This window comes from Flavonifractor porci (assembly GCF_037572415.1).
Lineage (GTDB): Bacteria > Bacillota > Clostridia > Oscillospirales > Oscillospiraceae > Flavonifractor > Flavonifractor porci.
In genome coordinates, this window is record NZ_JBBHLB010000001.1 from 60,013 (window position 1) to 76,417 (window position 16,405).

Genomic DNA, 16,405 nt, shown 5'->3' on the forward strand with positions numbered 1-16,405 from the left:
GATGAAAACCATTGAATTGGACAAATGGGAGCCTTCCGAGGAAGACCCCCGCAAGCTGAAGTGTGCCGGACAGCGCACAGCCCAGGAGGTTTTCGAGGAACTGAAATACCGGCTGGAGGGCATGGGCTATCTGCCGGACGAGTATTTTCTGCTGGCTCAGGAGTGGGAAAATGGCCGGGAGATCCCCCAGGACGCAGACATCTTCTGTACCACCGACTATGGCGGCAGCGAGGGCGTCTATCTGGATGTGTACCTGAAGTGGTATGAAAACGGCCAGCCGGTCACCAGGAGCTTCATCACCGGCAAGACCCTGGGCGATACCGGCGCGGACCTTGACCGGATGTTTCTCATCTCCTCCGCCATCACCAAGGCGTTCCACGGGGATGGCGGCACCTATGCCCGGTATATGCGGTTGGGGGAACGACCGGAGCCAGAGGACATGATCGTCCACCTGGATCCCGCGGAACAGCGTACCATCATCCAGGCGCTGGCAGAGCAGCGGGAACGACAGGAGGCTGCCATGTCCCAGACCGAGCAGCTTCTACGGCGCATGACCGGGAGCATCACCGCCTATATGGACACGGCTGGTCAGCGGCCCCTGCGCATGAGCGACTATGACAAAACAGTACTGGCCATCCGGGACGGCGAGTTGGAAACATTCAAGCAGTTTTACCCCAAGGTGCCGAATCAGGCGGACAGTCTGCTGGCGGAGGCGGCTGGACGGCCGGGGATAGTTGGACGGAAGATGGTTCTGACATTGCTGGCCGACGCAAGGAGTATTTCGCCGGAAGCCTACCTCACCGCCTGCAAGCGGGCGGTGGATACGGGAGACAGCCAGCGGGTGCAGACTCTGGTGGAGCAGATGAAAAGCCGGCTCTCAGAGCCGCGTCCCACGCTCCCCGGCGAGGTCATCCAGTACGCCTATGGACACGATCATCAGGAGATCGCCAAAGACCTGCTCCGGCGATGCACCCCGGAGCAGATTGCCGCCGCACCGCCAAGCCTGCTGCCCATGGCCGCCATGCGGCAGGATTTCCAAACTGCCATGGTGCTGGTGGAAAAGGGGGCGCAGCCGGACCGTCACATTTCCCAGGTGCTCCGTCCTTTGCTCTCTGGTCATCTGGAATGGATGGCAGAGCGGCTTTTGAAAGCAGGGATGCCGGTGGAACTGGATGATTATGCCGCCCTCTCTGCCTGCATTCAAAATGACGCGGTGGATACGGCCAAGCTGCTGCTGGATCGCGGCATGGATCTGGAGCAGTACCGCCTGTGGGATGCGGCCTACGGCAGGAGCGACGGCCATGCGGAAACCATGGATGCGCTGTCCGAATACTGGTCAGAACTGCAAAGCGGCCCACAGCAGGACGGCCCAGCCATGGGCGGCATGAGTCTATGAGCGCCACAGCCGCCGCGGTAGTCAAAGCGGCCATCGCCGCCCTCTCGGATGAAAATACCCGGAAGAAGCTGGGCTGGGTGCTGGTGGCCATCCTCTCTCCGGTGATCCTGCTCATCGCCTTTTTATGCTCTCTGGGTTCGGGCTCCGCCTCCCACAACCTCTCTGTGGTGGAGCTGTGCTTCTACGGCGGGACGATTCCTGCGGAACTCCCGGACGAGTACCGTGCCTATATCGGAGAGATGCAGACCTGTTTCGCTTTGCTGGATGGAGCCATCGCTGAAATCAACGCACAGGCAGAGGATGAAAATGGCCTTGACGGTATCCGTGTCAAGGCCATCTTTTATGCTCTGTACTTCGGCGCGGAAAGTCCCAGCCGCCAGGACTGCCGGGCGTTTGCGGACTGCTTCGTCACCTATGAGGAGCGCACCCGCACCGTAATCATAGCGAATGAAGATGGAACTACCACAGAGGAAGAAGAAACCTATACCGTGGCAGTACCTATCGAGGATCTGGCACAGGTCTACAAGAACATCTACGCCGTGCTGGGCACAGAGTCCACCGATGATCAACAAGCCAATGCGGACAGCGTCTACAGTCTGATCCGCTATGGCTACACCGGGAGCGGCAGCGGCTTTTCCGGTTCGGATGTGCCGTTCATCGGGGCGGACGGCTTCTGCTCTCCCATCGGGGAGAACTGGCGGAGCGTGGTCACCTCGGAGTTCGGCAATCGTATCGACCCCATCACGGGAGAGCGCCGGGGACATACCGGCATGGACCTGGCGGTACCCACCGGCACGCCGATCCGCGCCGCCCTGCCGGGGACGGTGACAGTCTCCGCCTACAACCAGGGCGGGTACGGCTACTATATCATCATCGACCACGGCGATGGCCTGTCCACTCTATACGGCCACTGTTCCCAACTGCTGGCCTCGGCGGGCCGGACGGTGGAGGCAGGGGATGTGGTCGCCCTGTCCGGCTCCACCGGACGGTCCACCGGTCCGCACCTCCACTTCGAGGTGCGGGTCAACGGGGAGCGGACGAACCCGCGCAGCTATCTGCCATAGGGCAGAGGAAAGGAAAATGTGATGAAAATCAAAGCAAATCTCTTGAACAGACCCAACAATTTTCAGATGGATGATTGTCAAATCGAGAAGGTGGTGGAGTTATCAACGGCGGAGTTTTCCGCGCTGGTGATCACACCGCTCACAAATCAGCCGTTCATTGCGGAGAACAAAAGCCGGATGTTCGTCGACAACAGAGCCATCCACTGCCTGCTGGCGCTGGGCCAGGGCAGCGAGGACGGTGTGCTGGTCTATTCCGACGGCTATGATTACCCACGCCTCGCCGCCTATCTGCCGGGGATGCGGGATATCCTCAACGCCAGACTGGAGCGGGCGGCGGACTTCATCGTCCGGCAGGGTACGGAGGCCACAGAGAACGGGAACTGGGGCGTCAGTTTCGAGGAGCTGGAGAAGCGGACCGGGATCACGATCCGCAGAGGAAACGGCCTGGACGGGATGCTGCTGGATGTGCTCACACGCCGCAGAGAGATAGCCTCGGCGGTACTGACCGATACAGGGCTCGACATAGCGTACCACCCCAGTTTCTGTCCCAGGATTCAAGGCCAGAAACCGTGCTACTTCGCCAAACTTCCGGAGGAACAGAAGACCCGGCTTTTCTATGACGCGGTAGAGGTGTTCTGTGAGCTTTTTGAAAGTGAAGGTATCTACTCCACTCTTCACGACGGCCTGCAAATGCCGAATGAGGAGATCCTGGCACGCGGATACCTCACCGTCGAGGCCATGCTGGCCGCGGGTGCCGTCATAGCCCTGCCGGAAAACTCTGATATCTCTCTGCGGGACATTCTCCAGTACGAGCTGGCCGAGGATCTGTCTCTCGTCCACACCCAGGGTGGAGAACCGATATTCCTTGAACAGGAGGAGGAACTGACCCGTGCGGAGCGAAAACGCTTCTCCGATGTGCTGGACGCCCGCGTTCTGGAGACCCGCGCCGGGGAGGACGGCACGGAGATCGTGATTGACGGCGTGAAGCCGGAACGGCTGGAGCAGTTCCGCTCTGTCCTCGATGCCTATAAGCCGGAGGCTCAGAGCATGAAATTCATTCAATAAAGGGGGCGGCAGACTCATGGACAGTTATGGCTTCCCCCATGTGCGCCCCCTGTTTGGTGAGAACCAGGACTTGGCCGGCCTATCTGCGGGAGGTCGAGGCAAGCTGGAACACCCAGCAGGCGGAGGCGCAGACAGATGCTCCCCAGATAACGATGAAGGAGAGATGACCATGTCAAGTTTTAATATTGCTCTTGCAGAAGAGGGCCTCACCGCCTATGCCATAGAACGGCAGAATGGAATCGAGCGTCACCAACGGCAGGACGAACCGCCCTGGTCGGAAACACGCCGGTTCTGGATCGACGCGATCCTTCAGGGCATGGCCCGGCTGGATGGAGTGCGGCCTGACCCAAAGCAGATGGAGCGGTTCGACCAGCGGCTGGCACAGGCCCGCGGCAGCTTTGCCGCAGAGCCTGCCACAGTTCAATCGCAGAAAGAGACGATCCGGGAACTGCAATGCTACCTCTCTGCGGTGGAAGCAGCCGGCGATGACCGCAGGCGGCAGATTGCCGTTGTCCGGGATTTGCTGGAGGACATGGCCTCCCATCTGCCGTGGGCCGGCGTGTCAAATGGGCTGCACGACGCCTATGACCAGTCGGCGTCCATGCTCCGCCACATGACCGCCCGGATGCCCATTCGGTTCACCCGTATCCTTCTGGGCTGGGAGACCGGCCCCTGCGAGAGCGCCTATGTATCCGGCGCGGTGACCACGCCGGAAGAAGTCACGGATACACTGCTGTTCAGGAAACTCTCTGAGCGGTATCCAGAGGTAACCGATTGGCCCGCGCTCTGCGTGGTCTACAACGGCGCTGGGCTGGATAACCCCATGGGTGTGGTGGACGCGTCAGAGTTCGATCTGGCGATCATGAACGAGGCCGGCGACTGCTTTCTGAATTTGCCTGGGATCCGCTGGGCTGGAGGTCCCTACGAAATGCGGGTCGCGGACAGCCCCGCCATGACAATGACGATGCAATAAGATTGGAGGCTGTCACCATGGAAAAAAGTGAAATCACAATCAGCTTCGACTGTGAGCGGCTGGAGGCGCTGGAGTTCTATTTGGGGAAGGAGCATTCCAGCGTCCAGAAACGCATGGAGGAGGCCCTGCGGCAGCTCTATGAACAGGCTGTACCTGAACCGGTGCGGGAGTTTCTGGACAGAAAAGCCGCGCCAGTTCGTCCCAAGCGTCCGACGCGGCCAAGCCAGCCGAAGCAGGAACCGCGTCCTGTTGCACCACTTGCGCAGAAGGAGGATGCACGCAATGAACAGTAGAGAAATCACCCTATGGCTCGACGGGCGATGGTACGACGCGCTGAGCCGCCAGCTGAAAGGTGAGACAGTGGAGGACAAGCTCAATGAGCACCTGGACGAGCTCATCAACGCCCTGATCCCGGACACGGAGTACAGCCGCATCAGCCAGGAGATCTGGCAGGAGGAGCAGGAGAACAAGCAGGCGCAGGAAGCCGCCCGCCGCTTCGCCGTGTTCCATGTGACGGAGGACGGCGGCGATACCTACTTCGTGGCCGAGGAGAATCTGGAGATGCTCCAGGTGGCCGCCCGGCTGCGCAGCTATCTCCGCAAGCCCCCTGAGAACTCTCCCGCACGGTTCACCGGAATGTTTTCCCGCGGGGAGAAGATCTCCCGTGAGCAGTTCAATGACTATGTGTCGGAGCGGCTGGAGAACACCGGACGGGTGACCGGGGCATTCGACATCGACCTGGACTCCGGCCGCTTCAACGCGCTCCATATCATGGACGGCTGGCAGTGTTTCCGAATCAGGGATGTCAGCAGCGCCGCCTACTATGCAAATAAGAGAGCCTATACGTCGTTGGAGGAGCGGTGGAAGGTGTTCCTCAACCATCTCGATGGAAAACAGCTCACCCAGGAAATTGAGCCTGGATATCTCACCGGCAGCCGGATGCTCCGAACCGGGGACATCTCCTTCAGCGGGGACATCGAGCAGAACGAAAACCTGCTGGAGTTCTATCTGGATACCGCTTTCGACGTCGACAAAGTATTCGGCACACACGTCTGCACCGATGAGAATGATGACTGGCTGAACATCTATGCCAACTACGATATGGAGCACCGCCGCGTCTGCGACACGCTGGAAGTGTTCCTGGTGCATGGCGATGGCAGCGAGCAGGACTACAAGTACTGTCTCAGCGAGGAGGAGCAGGCGCTCCTCCTTCCGAAGATGGAGGACTACTGCCAGCAGCAGACGGGCATGAGCCTTGCTGACTACAGCGCACAGTGCATGGCGGAGGATATGGCGCCGCCCATCGGCCCTGCAATGTGATCTATGTCAATCTGCTGGTGCTATTTTTCGTTGGCTTTGCTGAATAGCTTTTCCGGCGAAGGTGTGCCATTGTGTTTGCAAGCCGCCAGGAGCGGCACAAAATAACAACAGGAGGAACAACGATATGACAACTGAGAGAGCGCAGGAATTTCAAATGAGGATCACCGAGGAGGCTCTGGCTTTGATGATCATCCACGGTGAGAGCGTCAGCGACGCCCCCAGTGAGGAGGACATCAGCCTGGCCCACTACGAGGAGGCCGTCACCCTGATTGGTAAGGCGTGGGGCCTCCCCGCTGAGGCCACCGCTGAGAACCTCGGCCTCATCCAGAGGGAGAAGGATGTCCTCCGCAGGATCGCGGCCGGCGAGAATGTCAACCATATCCTGCCGGAAGAAGAACTGCCCATGAACGCCAGCGGGATGGAAACACTGGACAACGTGTGGGACCTGTTCGAAACCGCCGTCCGGCTGGACAACTGGGAGCAGCGCGCAGCGATGTTCAAGCTGGCCGATGAACTGGCGGAGTGCCAGAACCTGCTGGACTGGATCGAGAAGACGCCCGCGGAGCGGGAGTTACCTGAGATCACAGCCGGCTGATTGGCAGCCCAAACAGGGGGCGCTCCATTGCGATGGAGCGCCCCTACTGTTCTCCCCGCCGTTGCCCCTGTCCCGCCCTGTGTGCCGCTTTGCGGGGGTGGGCAGCGTCCCAGCCCACTGGCGCGGCAAAGCGCCGTGTTGCCAGCGTGTGGCGGGAAACGGGAAGGCACAAATGGCCGCTTTGCGGGGGGACGAAAAAAGTGCTGGATAAAAGGGTGCAATCACCCTGTATCACACCGCCCCGCAATGCGGGTCGGAGATACGCTTTTTAGGCTGGTCACGACAGTTTTTCGGTACCTTTTTGCTAAACCCAGTGTTATCACTTCTTTGCCGATGCTATCAAATCTGATATGAACCTGCCAAAAATCCCGACAGTTCCAGCGGTGTTTGCAGTTTCAAAAATGCTATCACAGCTATTTTCAGTTTATATCGGAGGTATTCTGAATGACAGAAGAAAAAGTAAAATTTCTGATGCGGATCGATTCTGATACTGACCGCAAGATTAAAACAGCCATGCCGCTGGCAAATGTCCGCAGTCAAAACGAGTTCGTGGAGAACGCCTTACGGTTCTACTGCGACTACCTGGCCTCCCAGGATTGCTTCTCCGTACTGCCGCCCATGCTGGTGTCCGCCATCCGTGCCACCGTGCAGAGCAGCGAGACACATATCTGCCGCATCCTGTTCAAGCTGGCGGTGGAGATGGACATGATGATGAACATCCTGGCCGCGGGCATGGAAATTCCGGAGGAGCAGCTGCGGGAACTGCGGGGCCGGTGCGTCCAAAATGTGAAAAAGACCAACGGCGGCATCACGCTGGAGAACGCGGTGGCGTATCAGCGCGGCGCGGACTGACGGCGGTGACGCTTCATGCCTCGCGTCATCTTCAAGTGCCCCTATCTCAAGGGCGGCGCGGCGCAGGCCGCACACCTGGGAAACTACGTCCGCTACATGGCCACCCGCAAGGGTGCGCAGCGCATCGCCCCTGACGCGGCGGGACTGCCCGCCACGAAAAAACAGCGGGAGATGGTGGAGCAGCTCATCCGAGACTTCCCGCTGAGCCGGGGACTGTTCGAGTACGAGGACTATCTGGCCTCGCCCACCCGCGGCAACGCCTCGGAGTTCATCACCCGTGCGCTGGAGGACAACTACGACTCGCTGGCGAAAAAGGAAAACTACATCAGCTACATCGCCAGCCGTCCCCGTGCCCAGCGCACCGGGGCGCACGCTCTGTTCACCGGCTCGGACGATCCGCTGACGCTGTCCCAGATCGCGGACGAGGTGGCGCACCATCCCGGCAATGTGTGGCTGCCCATCATCTCCCTGCGGCGGGAGGACGCCGCCCGGCTGGGCTATGAGGACGCGGCACGGTGGAGGGAACTGCTCAACAGCTATGCGGTGGAGATGGCGGCGGCCATGAAGATCCCGTGGGAGCAGTTTCGCTGGTACGCCGCCTTTCACGATGAGGCCCACCACCCGCATCTGCACATGGTCTGCTACAGCGCGGACGGCAAGTCCGGCTACCTGACCAAAACGGGCATCGCCCAGATCAAGTCCGGGCTGGCCAAGCGGATCTTCCAGCAGGACCTTGTGTCGCTCTATGAGCGGCAGACCCAGCGGCGGGACGCGCTCACTCAGGAGGCCAGCGAGGTCATGCGCCAGCTTACGGAGCAGATGAAAGATAGTACGCTGGACAACCCGCGTATCGAGCAGCTCATGGAGCAGCTGGCCGGGAAACTGCAAACCATCTCCGGCAAAAAGCAGTACGGCTATCTGAAAGCGCCGCTGAAGTCGGTGGTGGACGAGATCGTGGACGAGCTGGCAAAGGACGGGCGCGTCGCGCAGGCGTATGACCTATGGTATGAGTTACGGGAAGAAGTACTCCACACCTACAAGGACGATCTGCCGCCACGCCTTCCGCTATCCCAGCAGAAAGAGTTCAAGCGGATCAAGAATCTGGTCATCCAGGAGGCGGTGCGGCTGGGCGAGCTGTCCGCTGTGTTCGCGCCGCCCGAGCCGGAAGAAACAGATGAACCTGAGTTGGATTCCGACAAGCAATACGCCCTCGGCAAAGCCTACCGGGACGGCCATGGCGTGGAGCAGGACGCACTGATGGCTGCGGCATTGTTTCAAAAGGCCGCTGCGCGGGGAAATGACTCCGCCGCATACGCTCTGGCCAAGCTGCTCCTCAACGGCGGCGACGGTCTGCGGCGGGATATTCCTGCCGCTGTGGAGTGGCTCAAACAGTCTGCGGAAGCTGGAAACCAATTTTCTCAGTATCGGCTGGGTAAACTCCTGCTCCAAGGAGAGAATGTCTCAAAGGATACCGCCGAGGGCGTCCGCTGGCTGACCGCCTCCGCTGAACGGGGGAACCAATACGCCCAGTATGCCCTGGGCAAGCTCTATCTGCTGGGCAAGGAGATTCCGAAGGACGGGGACGCCGCCGTCCGCTGGTTCACGCTGGCGGCGGCGCAGGGCAGCGAGTATGCTCAATATTTCCTTGACCACATGGATGACTTTCGGGGGCCATCCCTGTTCTCCTGTGCCACCCGGCTCCTGCGCCACATGAGCCGGATCTTTCAGGAGCAGACGCCAAAGGGACCTGCCAGAACGATCTCGTTTACGGATAAAAAGCTGCGCCAGCGGATTAGGGAAAAGAAGATTGCCATGGGCCATAAGGCGGACGATTACGAAGAACGAATGCAGCAAATTTAGTGGAGGTGAGATAAAATGCCCTATATTCATTTTACCGAGGAGCAGAAGCTCCGGGCTGGCTCTGTTGACCTCGTTGAGTTCCTGCGCCGCCAGGGAGAGAAACTCATCCGCTCCGGCCCGGAGTATCGCATGACCAGCGACCACAGCGTCACTGTCCGGGGCAATGAGTGGTACGACCACGCCACCGGGGAAGGCGGTGGCCCCGTCTCCTTCGTTCAGAATTTCTATCATCTCAGTTACCCGGAGGCGGTCACCCGCCTGCTGGATGGCGAACAGGGGCAGCCGTATGCACCGGCGCAAAAGCCGAAGGAAGAACCCATAAGAGAATTCATCCAGCCGCCCGCCAACCATTCGATGCGCCGTCTCTATGCATACCTGCTGAAGAAACGGCACATCGACCGGGAGGTGCTGAATACCTTCGTCCGAGCAGGACTCATCTATGAGGACGCAGAATATCACAACGCCGTGTTTGTCGGAAAAGACGAACACGGCGTTGTCCGTCATGCCCATAAGCGAAGCACCAACGATCTGGGCAAGACCTTCCGCATCAATGTGGCGGGCAGCGACCCTCGGTACAGCTTCCACTGGACCGGTACCAGCAACCGGCTGTATGTGTTCGAGGCCCCTATTGACCTGCTGTCTTTTGTAACACTGTACCCGGAGGGCTGGCAGGAGCACAGCTATGTGGCCTGCTGCGGAACATCCAGCCAGCCTGTGCTCCAGATGATGGAGCAGAATCCCGCACTGCGCGAGGTGTTCCTGTGTCTGGACAACGACAAGGCCGGACACACCGCCTGCCTGCGGATCGCGGAGAGAGTTGCGGAACAGTTCGGGATCGCCTCAGACCGGCTGATCCCACAGAACAAGGACTGGAACGATGATCTGGCCGAGATCACAGAGGCACAGGCACTTGCTCCGGTCACACAGCAGATGGGGTGAGCCTATGCCGATCCAAACGATTTTACTTCTTGCGCTGGCGGGCGGGATGCTCCTGATCGTGGCCGCCGCCACACACTTCTCCGGTCAGGGCTCCCTGAACAACATCAAGTCCAAGACCGTGGGCGATGGCCAGCACGGAACGGCCCGGTGGGCAACCAAAAAGGAGATCGAGCAGACCTACCGGCATATCCCGTTCCAGCCTTCCCAGTGGCGCTCTGGCAAAGAGCTGCCCCAGGCCCAGGGGCTGGTGCTGGGCTGCGAGGGCGGCAGCTTTCCGAAAAAGCCCAGGAAAAACAAGAAGCCGCCCAAATCGAAATCGAAGAAGGAGCGCCACCCCCTCAAGGCCATCGTGGACACAGACGATATCCATTGCCTCATGATCGGCGCGTCCGGTGTGGGCAAGACCGCCTTCTTCCTTTACCCAAACTTGGAATATGCCTGTGCCAGCGGCATGAGCTTCCTGGCGCTGGATACCAAGGGGGATCTGGCGCGGAATTACGGCACGATAGCGTCCAGGTACTACGGCTATCAGGTGGCGGTCATCGACCTGCGTAACCCCACCCGCTCGGACGGCTACAATCTGCTGACCCTCATCAACCACTACATGGATATCTGCCGGGAGGATGAGAAAAACCTCGCTGCCCGCGCCAAGGCGGAGAAGTATGCCAAGATCCTCTCCAAGACCATCGTCAACCCGGAGGGGGACGCCTCCAACTACGGGCAGAACGCGTTTTTTTACGACGCCGCGGAGGGACTGCTCACCGCCGTCATCCTCCTGCTGGCGGAGTATCTGCCGCCGAATGACCGGGACAAGCGGGAGAAGCGGCACATCGTCAGCGTGTTCAAGCTGGTGCAGGATCTGCTGGCCCCCAGCAAGACCGTCAAGGGCAAGAATGGGTTTCAGATGTTGATGAACCGCCTGCCGGAAACGCACAAGGCCCGGTGGTTTGCCGGCGCTGCCCTCAACAGCGCGGATCAGGCCATGGCCTCCGTCATGTCCACCGTACTCTCCCGGCTCAACGCTTTCCTGGACTCAGAACTGGAGCAGGTGCTGTGCTTCGACAGCGCCATCGACGCGGAGACCTTCGCCTCCCGGAAGTCCGCCATCTTCCTGATCCTCCCGGAAGAAGATCCCAGCAAGAACTTCATGGCTGGACTCATGATCCAGACCCTCTCCCGCGAGCTGTTTGCCGTGGCCGACGAGAACGGCGGCAAGCTGAAGAACCGGGTGGTGCTGTTCTGTGATGAGTTGGGCACCATGCCCGCCTTTGACATCCTGCCCCTGTTCAGCGCGGGGCGCTCCCGCAAACTGACGCTGGTGCCGATTATCCAGTCGCTGGCGCAGCTTGAAAAGAACTACGGCAAAGAGGGCGCGGAGATCATCCAGGACAATGTGCAGGACACGATCTTCGGCGGCTTTGCCCCCAACAGCCAGACTGCCGAGGTACTCTCCAAGGCCCTGGGCAGCCGCACCGTCCTATCTGGCTCCATCAGCAAAGGAAAGAACGACCCCAGCCAGAGCTTGCAGATGATCGAGCGGCCCCTCATGACCGCCGACGAGCTGAAGTCTATCCCCAAGGGGCAGTTTATCGTCATGAAGACCGGCTCCCATCCCATGCAGACCCGGCTGCGGCTGTTTCTGGATTGGGGCATCACCTTTGAGGAGCCATATACCATCCCGGAGAAGGCCGCCCGTTCTGTGGCCTATGCCAGCAAGCAGGAGTTGGAGCGGGCCATCCTGGAACACCACTACACACAGATCGTCGAGGATGCGCCGCCCCCGGTCCCGCAGAACACGCCACCCGCTGGCGGCATGGCACAGGCGCGGGACAGACGGCCCCACGGCAGGCCGCAGCGAAACCCAGATTTACGTACCGGCATGGAGGGAAAATAGCCGTGGGATATTTTGAGATGATCTACCGCTCCGAGCTTTCTCACCGGGCGCGGGCGGTCTATATGTACCTGAAGGACCATGCTGACAAGGACGGCCAGTGCTGGCCGGGAATCAGGACTATTGCCGCCGAACTGAAACTCTCCAGAAGCACTGTCAAACGGGCGCTGGACGATCTATGCAAAGCGGGACTGATTGCCAAAAGCCCGCGCTGGCGGGAGAACGGAAGCCTCAGTTCCAATCTGTACCGGCTCCTCTGAGCATAGAAACGGACTCTCCCGCCAAGGGGAGAGTCCGCGCATTTTGTGAACCGAGCCTCGGTCCATGATGAACCATCCAGAAGGACCCACTCCAAGAAAGTTTAGAGCAGAGAAAGAACATTCATCCTGATAGAATCTTGGGATCCACTGTGTTATAATAACACAAAGCCATAGGCGGGAGGTGTCAGTATGGCGATCGAGAACGGCGAATGGATCATGCGGGGACTGGACTGGGACGATCCCAGCCGCATCCGAAGCTGGGAGGAGTTAATTGGCTGGATCAATGAGGTCGGCTTTCTCCCGCTGTTCAAAAATGAGATTCCCGGTTTCTCAGTGGAGGAACATACCTCCGACCTGTACTGGTGGACTGGGGACGAGGAGCAGGACCCGTGGGAGTGGCGGGAACTGATCGCCCGGAGCGGCCAGGTGGCCTATGGCAAATTCTTCGGCAAAAAGGCGGGCTTTATCTCCAGAGAGTGGTTTCCCCACTTTGCCAACTACCGGCGGGACGGCTATGACTTCGACAGCCGTTGGGATGAAGAACTGGCCAGTATGCGCTGCAAACGGATCATGGACCAGTTTGAAAGCAAGGACGAGCTGTTTTCCTTCGAGCTGAAACGGTTAGCCGGTTTCGGCAAGGATGGAGAGAAGAACTTTGAGGGGACGGTGACAGACCTCCAGATGCAGAGCTATCTGCTGATCCGGGACTTCCGCAGGCGCATCAATAAGAAGGGCTTGGAGTATGGCTGGCCCATCTCCGTCTACTCCACGCCGGAGGCCCTGTGGGGCTATGAGCACATCGCCTCCGCCTATTCTGCTGAACCAGCAGAGTCAAGGGAACTGATTCGCCAGCAGGTACAGAAGAACTTCCCGGAGACGGGGAAAATAGAGCTGGATGTAGTGCTGGGCTGACCACCCATAATTTCCACTGGTACCAGGCATACTAAGGCAAGGAGGCGACCGGGGTATGAAAAACAGGACTTATCTCTGCGTGGATCTGAAATCGTTTTACGCCTCGGTGGAGTGCGTGGAGCGGGGGCTTGACCCCATGACCACCAATCTGGTGGTGGCGGACGAGAGCCGCACGGAAAAGACCATCTGCCTCGCCGTGTCTCCTTCCCTCAAAGCCCATGGCATCTCCGGTCGGGCAAGACTGTTTGAAGTTGTCCAGAGGGTGAAGGAAGTCAACGCCCAGCGGCGGCGCAATGCCCCCAGTGGGCAGTTTACCGGTTCCTCATGGAACGATCCGGAACTGAAAAATCATCCTGAGATGGAGCTGGACTACATTGTGGCCCCGCCCCGGATGGCCCATTATATTGAGTGGAGCACCCGGATATACAGCGTCTATTTGAAGTATCTGGCCCCGGAGGATATATTTCCGTACAGCATCGACGAGGTGTTCATGGATGTGACGAACTATCTGGACACCTATCATCTGACGGCCCGTGAGCTGGCTCGAAAGATCATTCTGGATGTGCTGGAGACTACTGGCATCACCGCCACGGCGGGGATGGGTAGCAATTTGTACCTTGCCAAGATCGCCATGGATATTGTGTCCAAGCATATCCATCCGGACAAGGACGGCGTGCGGATCGCCAAGCTGGACGAGATGACCTACCGCCGTCTGCTGTGGGATCACCGTCCGCTGACGGATTTCTGGCGGGTAGGCCCCGGCTATGCCCGGAAGCTGGAGGCCAATGGGCTCTACACCATGGGCGACATCGCCCGCTGCTCCATCGGCAAGGAAACCGATTATTATAACGAGGAGCTGCTCTACAAGCTGTTCGGCGTCAATGCGGAAATCTTAGTGGATCACGCCTGGGGCTGGGAACCTTGCACTATCGCGGACGTGAAAGCGTACAAGCCAGAAAATAAGAGCATCGTTTCCGGGCAGGTCCTGCAATGCCCATATCAGTTTGAAAAGGCAAAGCTGGTAATGCGGGAAATGGCGGACGCACTGGCCCTTGATCTGGTGGATAAGGGGCTGGTGACCAACCAGCTTGTACTGACAGTTGGCTATGACCGGGAGAATCTGGACGATCCCCAGCGGAGCAAAAGCTACAAAGGCCCGGTCACCACAGACCGCTATGGCCGAAAGGTTCCCAAGCACGCCACCGGCACCATCAATCTGGACAGGTACAGCTCCTCCACCAACGAGATCATTCGGGCGGTGCTGGAGCTGTTTGACCGCATCGTGGACAAAAACCTGCTGGTGCGGCGGCTGAGCATTTCCGCCAACCGTCTGATTTGCGAGGCAGACGCGCCCAAAGAGCCTGCGGCGGAGCAGTTGGACTTGTTCACTGACTACGCCGCCCAGGAGGAACGCCGGAAAAAGGAGGACGCTGCCCTGGTCCGTGAGCGGAAGGTGCAGGAGGCCATGCTGGGCATCAAGAAGAAATTCGGCAAAAACGCCATCCTCAAAGGCATGAATCTGGAGGAGGGCGCTACCGCCAGGGAGCGGAATAAGACGATTGGGGGCCACCATGAATGACGAACAGATATAACGACATCATTGGCCTGCCCCATCCGACCTCGGCCAAGCATCCCAGGATGCCTCTCAGTGATCGGGCCGCCATTTTCAGCCCCTTCGCCGCACTGACAGGCCACGGAGCGGCCATCGTGGAGACGGCCCGGCTGACTGACCGGAAGATCGAACTGGACGAGGACAGCAGGGCCGTCCTGGACGAGAAACAACGGTATCTAGAGGAGATCATCGGCCAGCAGCCGGAGGTCACGGTCACATGGTTCCAACCGGATGAGCGCAAGGATGGCGGCAGCTATGTTACTGTTACGGGAAAATTGAAAAGGACGGACGGCGTTGAGCGTGTTATGCTCCTGACGGACGGCACAAGGATCCCGCTGGATGACATCGTCGGTATCGAAAGCAAACAGCTCCCAGGTGCGTTTCGGGATGAATTCTGAAAATCGCTCTGGGAACGGAATACGGCGCCGTGGATATAACCACAGCGCCGTACATAAAAAATCGTATTATACATATCAAAAAGCGAGACGCACCACATACAGGATGGGCTGCGTCTCGTTTTTGTTTGTCAGGATAGCTGTCAGGTTGGATCGTCAAGCCGCAAACGGCGCAGTGAACTCTTCAGGGAAAGCACCATATCGGTGATCAGCTTGATCTCCATATTGCTGCAATCCGCCACAAGCTCACTCAGCCAGCTGTTCATCAGCGGACGGGCTTGATCGATCTCCATACAGAAAAGCTCATCCGCTGAACACCCCAAAGCATTGATAATATCCAGCATGACCTGAAGGCTTGGGATACTGTTGCCGGTCTCGATGTGGCTGATGTGGGTAACGCCCACTCCGACCGCCTCTGCCAACTGCTCTTGTGTCATTTTCTTTTCCAAACGAACTGCCCTGATCCGGGAGCCGAGCGTTTTATAATCGACCATACTGCAAGTATCCTCCGCCAGCCTTGATACTTGTATTGTATGTGCAATCTGGCCATGTTATAATAATCTAAAAGCGCAATAGACCTTATAGGCATATTACAAAAACCGGATAAATTCAATTCACCCAATGAAATGGAGTTCATCATGAGTATAAAATCATGTGCCATCACTGGCCATCGCCCTGCCCGGTTCAAGTGGAAATACAAGGAGAATAACACCGGCTGCAAGCGGTTGAAAAAACGGCTGCGGGATCAGATCGTGGCGCTCTATGAGCAGGGAGTCCGCCGCTTTTATGTTGGCGGTGCATTAGGTGTGGATATGTGGGCCGGGGAAATACTGCTCCAACTGAAGGAACAACCAGAGTACAACGATATTGAGTTGTTTATCGCCCTGCCCTTTGAGGGGCATGATGCTGACTGGGACAGCCGCAGCCGGGGCCGTCTAAAGGTCTTAATTCAACACAGCACGGAAACCGTGGTAATTGGGACAAAGGCAGAGGTGCTTGCGGTCTGCTATAAGCGGCGTAATTACTACATGGTGGATCACGCCGATATACTTCTGGCCGTGTATGACAATGACCGCTCAATCCGCAGCGGAACAGGCATGACGGTCAACTATGCCAGAAAAAAGGGGGTGTCTGTCATATTGATCCATCCAGACAACGCAAGGGTTTCTATGGATGCCTCTGCTGAGTCATAGTGTCCTTGGCTTTACTTCTCGTAGTTGAAGCACTGCCATCCATGTAGTATAATGATCGTGGTCAAAAGCAAGAAAGCC

At 58.5% G+C, this 16,405-nt stretch carries 17 protein-coding genes; 16 read left to right on the forward strand and 1 reads right to left on the reverse strand.

All coding sequences use genetic code 11. From position 1 onward, the window contains the following. Position 1 precedes the first annotated feature (1 nt). The 15 genes from WHJ28_RS00290 (at position 2) to WHJ28_RS00360 (ending at position 15,137) form a co-directional block, all read left to right on the forward strand. Positions 2-1,396: an ankyrin repeat domain-containing protein gene (locus WHJ28_RS00290; protein WP_209345296.1), complete on the forward strand. Its 1,395-nt coding sequence runs from the start codon at positions 2-4 to the stop codon at positions 1,394-1,396. Continuing rightward, on the forward strand, positions 1,393-2,460 hold the full coding sequence (locus tag WHJ28_RS00295; RefSeq protein WP_209345294.1) for a M23 family metallopeptidase: 1,068 nt from the start codon (positions 1,393-1,395) through the stop codon (positions 2,458-2,460). Before WHJ28_RS00290 ends, WHJ28_RS00295 begins: the two co-directional genes overlap by 4 nt. 21 nt (positions 2,461-2,481) lie before the next feature. Next, entirely contained in the window at positions 2,482-3,525 is a 1,044-nt protein-coding gene (locus tag WHJ28_RS00300; RefSeq protein ID WP_209345292.1) for a DUF6329 domain-containing protein, read from the forward strand. 169 nt (positions 3,526-3,694) lie between these two features. Continuing rightward, on the forward strand, positions 3,695-4,498 hold the full coding sequence (locus WHJ28_RS00305) for a hypothetical protein (protein WP_209345290.1): 804 nt from the start codon (positions 3,695-3,697) through the stop codon (positions 4,496-4,498). 17 nt (positions 4,499-4,515) lie between these two features. Next, entirely contained in the window at positions 4,516-4,791 is a 276-nt protein-coding gene (locus WHJ28_RS00310) for a DUF6103 family protein (protein WP_209345288.1), read from the forward strand. Continuing rightward, on the forward strand, positions 4,781-5,818 hold the full coding sequence (locus tag WHJ28_RS00315; protein WP_209345287.1) for a hypothetical protein: 1,038 nt from the start codon (positions 4,781-4,783) through the stop codon (positions 5,816-5,818). Before WHJ28_RS00310 ends, WHJ28_RS00315 begins: the two co-directional genes overlap by 11 nt. 124 nt (positions 5,819-5,942) lie before the next feature. Continuing rightward, a complete protein-coding gene (locus WHJ28_RS00320; protein ID WP_209345285.1) occupies positions 5,943-6,413 on the forward strand; it encodes a hypothetical protein in 471 nt (156 codons plus the stop codon). A 444-nt stretch (positions 6,414-6,857) separates the two neighbouring features. Beyond that, positions 6,858-7,265, forward strand: a complete 408-nt coding sequence (locus WHJ28_RS00325; protein WP_209345283.1) for a hypothetical protein — start codon at positions 6,858-6,860, stop codon at positions 7,263-7,265. A 15-nt stretch (positions 7,266-7,280) separates the two neighbouring features. After that, positions 7,281-9,125, forward strand: coding sequence for a MobP3 family relaxase (gene mobP3, locus WHJ28_RS00330; RefSeq protein ID WP_209345281.1), 1,845 nt, complete (start codon positions 7,281-7,283; stop codon positions 9,123-9,125). A 15-nt stretch (positions 9,126-9,140) separates the two neighbouring features. Next, positions 9,141-10,064, forward strand: coding sequence for a DUF3991 and toprim domain-containing protein (locus tag WHJ28_RS00335; protein WP_209345279.1), 924 nt, complete (start codon positions 9,141-9,143; stop codon positions 10,062-10,064). A 4-nt stretch (positions 10,065-10,068) separates the two neighbouring features. Then, a complete protein-coding gene (locus WHJ28_RS00340) occupies positions 10,069-11,958 on the forward strand; it encodes a type IV secretory system conjugative DNA transfer family protein (protein ID WP_209345277.1) in 1,890 nt (629 codons plus the stop codon). 2 nt (positions 11,959-11,960) lie between these two features. After that, complete coding sequence (locus WHJ28_RS00345) at positions 11,961-12,215, forward strand: helix-turn-helix domain-containing protein (RefSeq protein ID WP_209345275.1); 255 nt, start codon at positions 11,961-11,963, stop codon at positions 12,213-12,215. 189 nt (positions 12,216-12,404) lie between these two features. Next, positions 12,405-13,127, forward strand: coding sequence for an AlkZ-related protein (locus WHJ28_RS00350; RefSeq protein WP_302643296.1), 723 nt, complete (start codon positions 12,405-12,407; stop codon positions 13,125-13,127). Positions 13,128-13,182: 55 nt separating this feature from the next. Further along, complete coding sequence (locus WHJ28_RS00355; RefSeq protein ID WP_209345271.1) at positions 13,183-14,706, forward strand: Y-family DNA polymerase; 1,524 nt, start codon at positions 13,183-13,185, stop codon at positions 14,704-14,706. Continuing rightward, positions 14,703-15,137, forward strand: coding sequence for a YolD-like family protein (locus tag WHJ28_RS00360; protein WP_209345270.1), 435 nt, complete (start codon positions 14,703-14,705; stop codon positions 15,135-15,137). The genes WHJ28_RS00355 and WHJ28_RS00360 overlap by 4 nt, the downstream gene beginning before the upstream one ends. A 140-nt stretch (positions 15,138-15,277) precedes the next feature. Here the strand turns inward: WHJ28_RS00360 and WHJ28_RS00365 are convergent, their stop codons facing one another. Continuing rightward, positions 15,278-15,628, reverse strand: coding sequence for a helix-turn-helix transcriptional regulator (locus tag WHJ28_RS00365; RefSeq protein WP_209345269.1), 351 nt, complete (start codon positions 15,626-15,628; stop codon positions 15,278-15,280). Positions 15,629-15,772: 144 nt separating this feature from the next. On the opposite strand from WHJ28_RS00365, the gene WHJ28_RS00370 reads away from it, so the two are divergent. Then, on the forward strand, positions 15,773-16,327 hold the full coding sequence (locus WHJ28_RS00370) for an SLOG family protein (RefSeq protein ID WP_209345267.1): 555 nt from the start codon (positions 15,773-15,775) through the stop codon (positions 16,325-16,327). Positions 16,328-16,405 lie beyond the last annotated feature (78 nt).

What these genes read in the sequence shown, in the direction of transcription:
- WHJ28_RS00290 (WP_209345296.1), top strand. Translation starts at nt 2, where the DNA reads ATGAAAACCATTGAATTGGACAAATGGGAGCCTTCCGAGGAAGACCCC.
- WHJ28_RS00295 (WP_209345294.1), top strand. Translation starts at nt 1,393, where the DNA reads ATGAGCGCCACAGCCGCCGCGGTAGTCAAAGCGGCCATCGCCGCCCTC.
- WHJ28_RS00300 (WP_209345292.1), top strand. Translation starts at nt 2,482, where the DNA reads ATGAAAATCAAAGCAAATCTCTTGAACAGACCCAACAATTTTCAGATG.
- WHJ28_RS00305 (WP_209345290.1), top strand. Translation starts at nt 3,695, where the DNA reads ATGTCAAGTTTTAATATTGCTCTTGCAGAAGAGGGCCTCACCGCCTAT.
- WHJ28_RS00310 (WP_209345288.1), top strand. Translation starts at nt 4,516, where the DNA reads ATGGAAAAAAGTGAAATCACAATCAGCTTCGACTGTGAGCGGCTGGAG.
- WHJ28_RS00315 (WP_209345287.1), top strand. Translation starts at nt 4,781, where the DNA reads ATGAACAGTAGAGAAATCACCCTATGGCTCGACGGGCGATGGTACGAC.
- WHJ28_RS00320 (WP_209345285.1), top strand. Translation starts at nt 5,943, where the DNA reads ATGACAACTGAGAGAGCGCAGGAATTTCAAATGAGGATCACCGAGGAG.
- WHJ28_RS00325 (WP_209345283.1), top strand. Translation starts at nt 6,858, where the DNA reads ATGACAGAAGAAAAAGTAAAATTTCTGATGCGGATCGATTCTGATACT.
- mobP3 (WP_209345281.1), top strand. Translation starts at nt 7,281, where the DNA reads ATGCCTCGCGTCATCTTCAAGTGCCCCTATCTCAAGGGCGGCGCGGCG.
- WHJ28_RS00335 (WP_209345279.1), top strand. Translation starts at nt 9,141, where the DNA reads ATGCCCTATATTCATTTTACCGAGGAGCAGAAGCTCCGGGCTGGCTCT.
- WHJ28_RS00340 (WP_209345277.1), top strand. Translation starts at nt 10,069, where the DNA reads ATGCCGATCCAAACGATTTTACTTCTTGCGCTGGCGGGCGGGATGCTC.
- WHJ28_RS00350 (WP_302643296.1), top strand. Translation starts at nt 12,405, where the DNA reads ATGGCGATCGAGAACGGCGAATGGATCATGCGGGGACTGGACTGGGAC.
- WHJ28_RS00355 (WP_209345271.1), top strand. Translation starts at nt 13,183, where the DNA reads ATGAAAAACAGGACTTATCTCTGCGTGGATCTGAAATCGTTTTACGCC.
- WHJ28_RS00360 (WP_209345270.1), top strand. Translation starts at nt 14,703, where the DNA reads ATGACGAACAGATATAACGACATCATTGGCCTGCCCCATCCGACCTCG.
- WHJ28_RS00365 (WP_209345269.1), bottom strand. Translation starts at nt 15,628, where the DNA reads ATGGTCGATTATAAAACGCTCGGCTCCCGGATCAGGGCAGTTCGTTTG.
- WHJ28_RS00370 (WP_209345267.1), top strand. Translation starts at nt 15,773, where the DNA reads ATGAGTATAAAATCATGTGCCATCACTGGCCATCGCCCTGCCCGGTTC.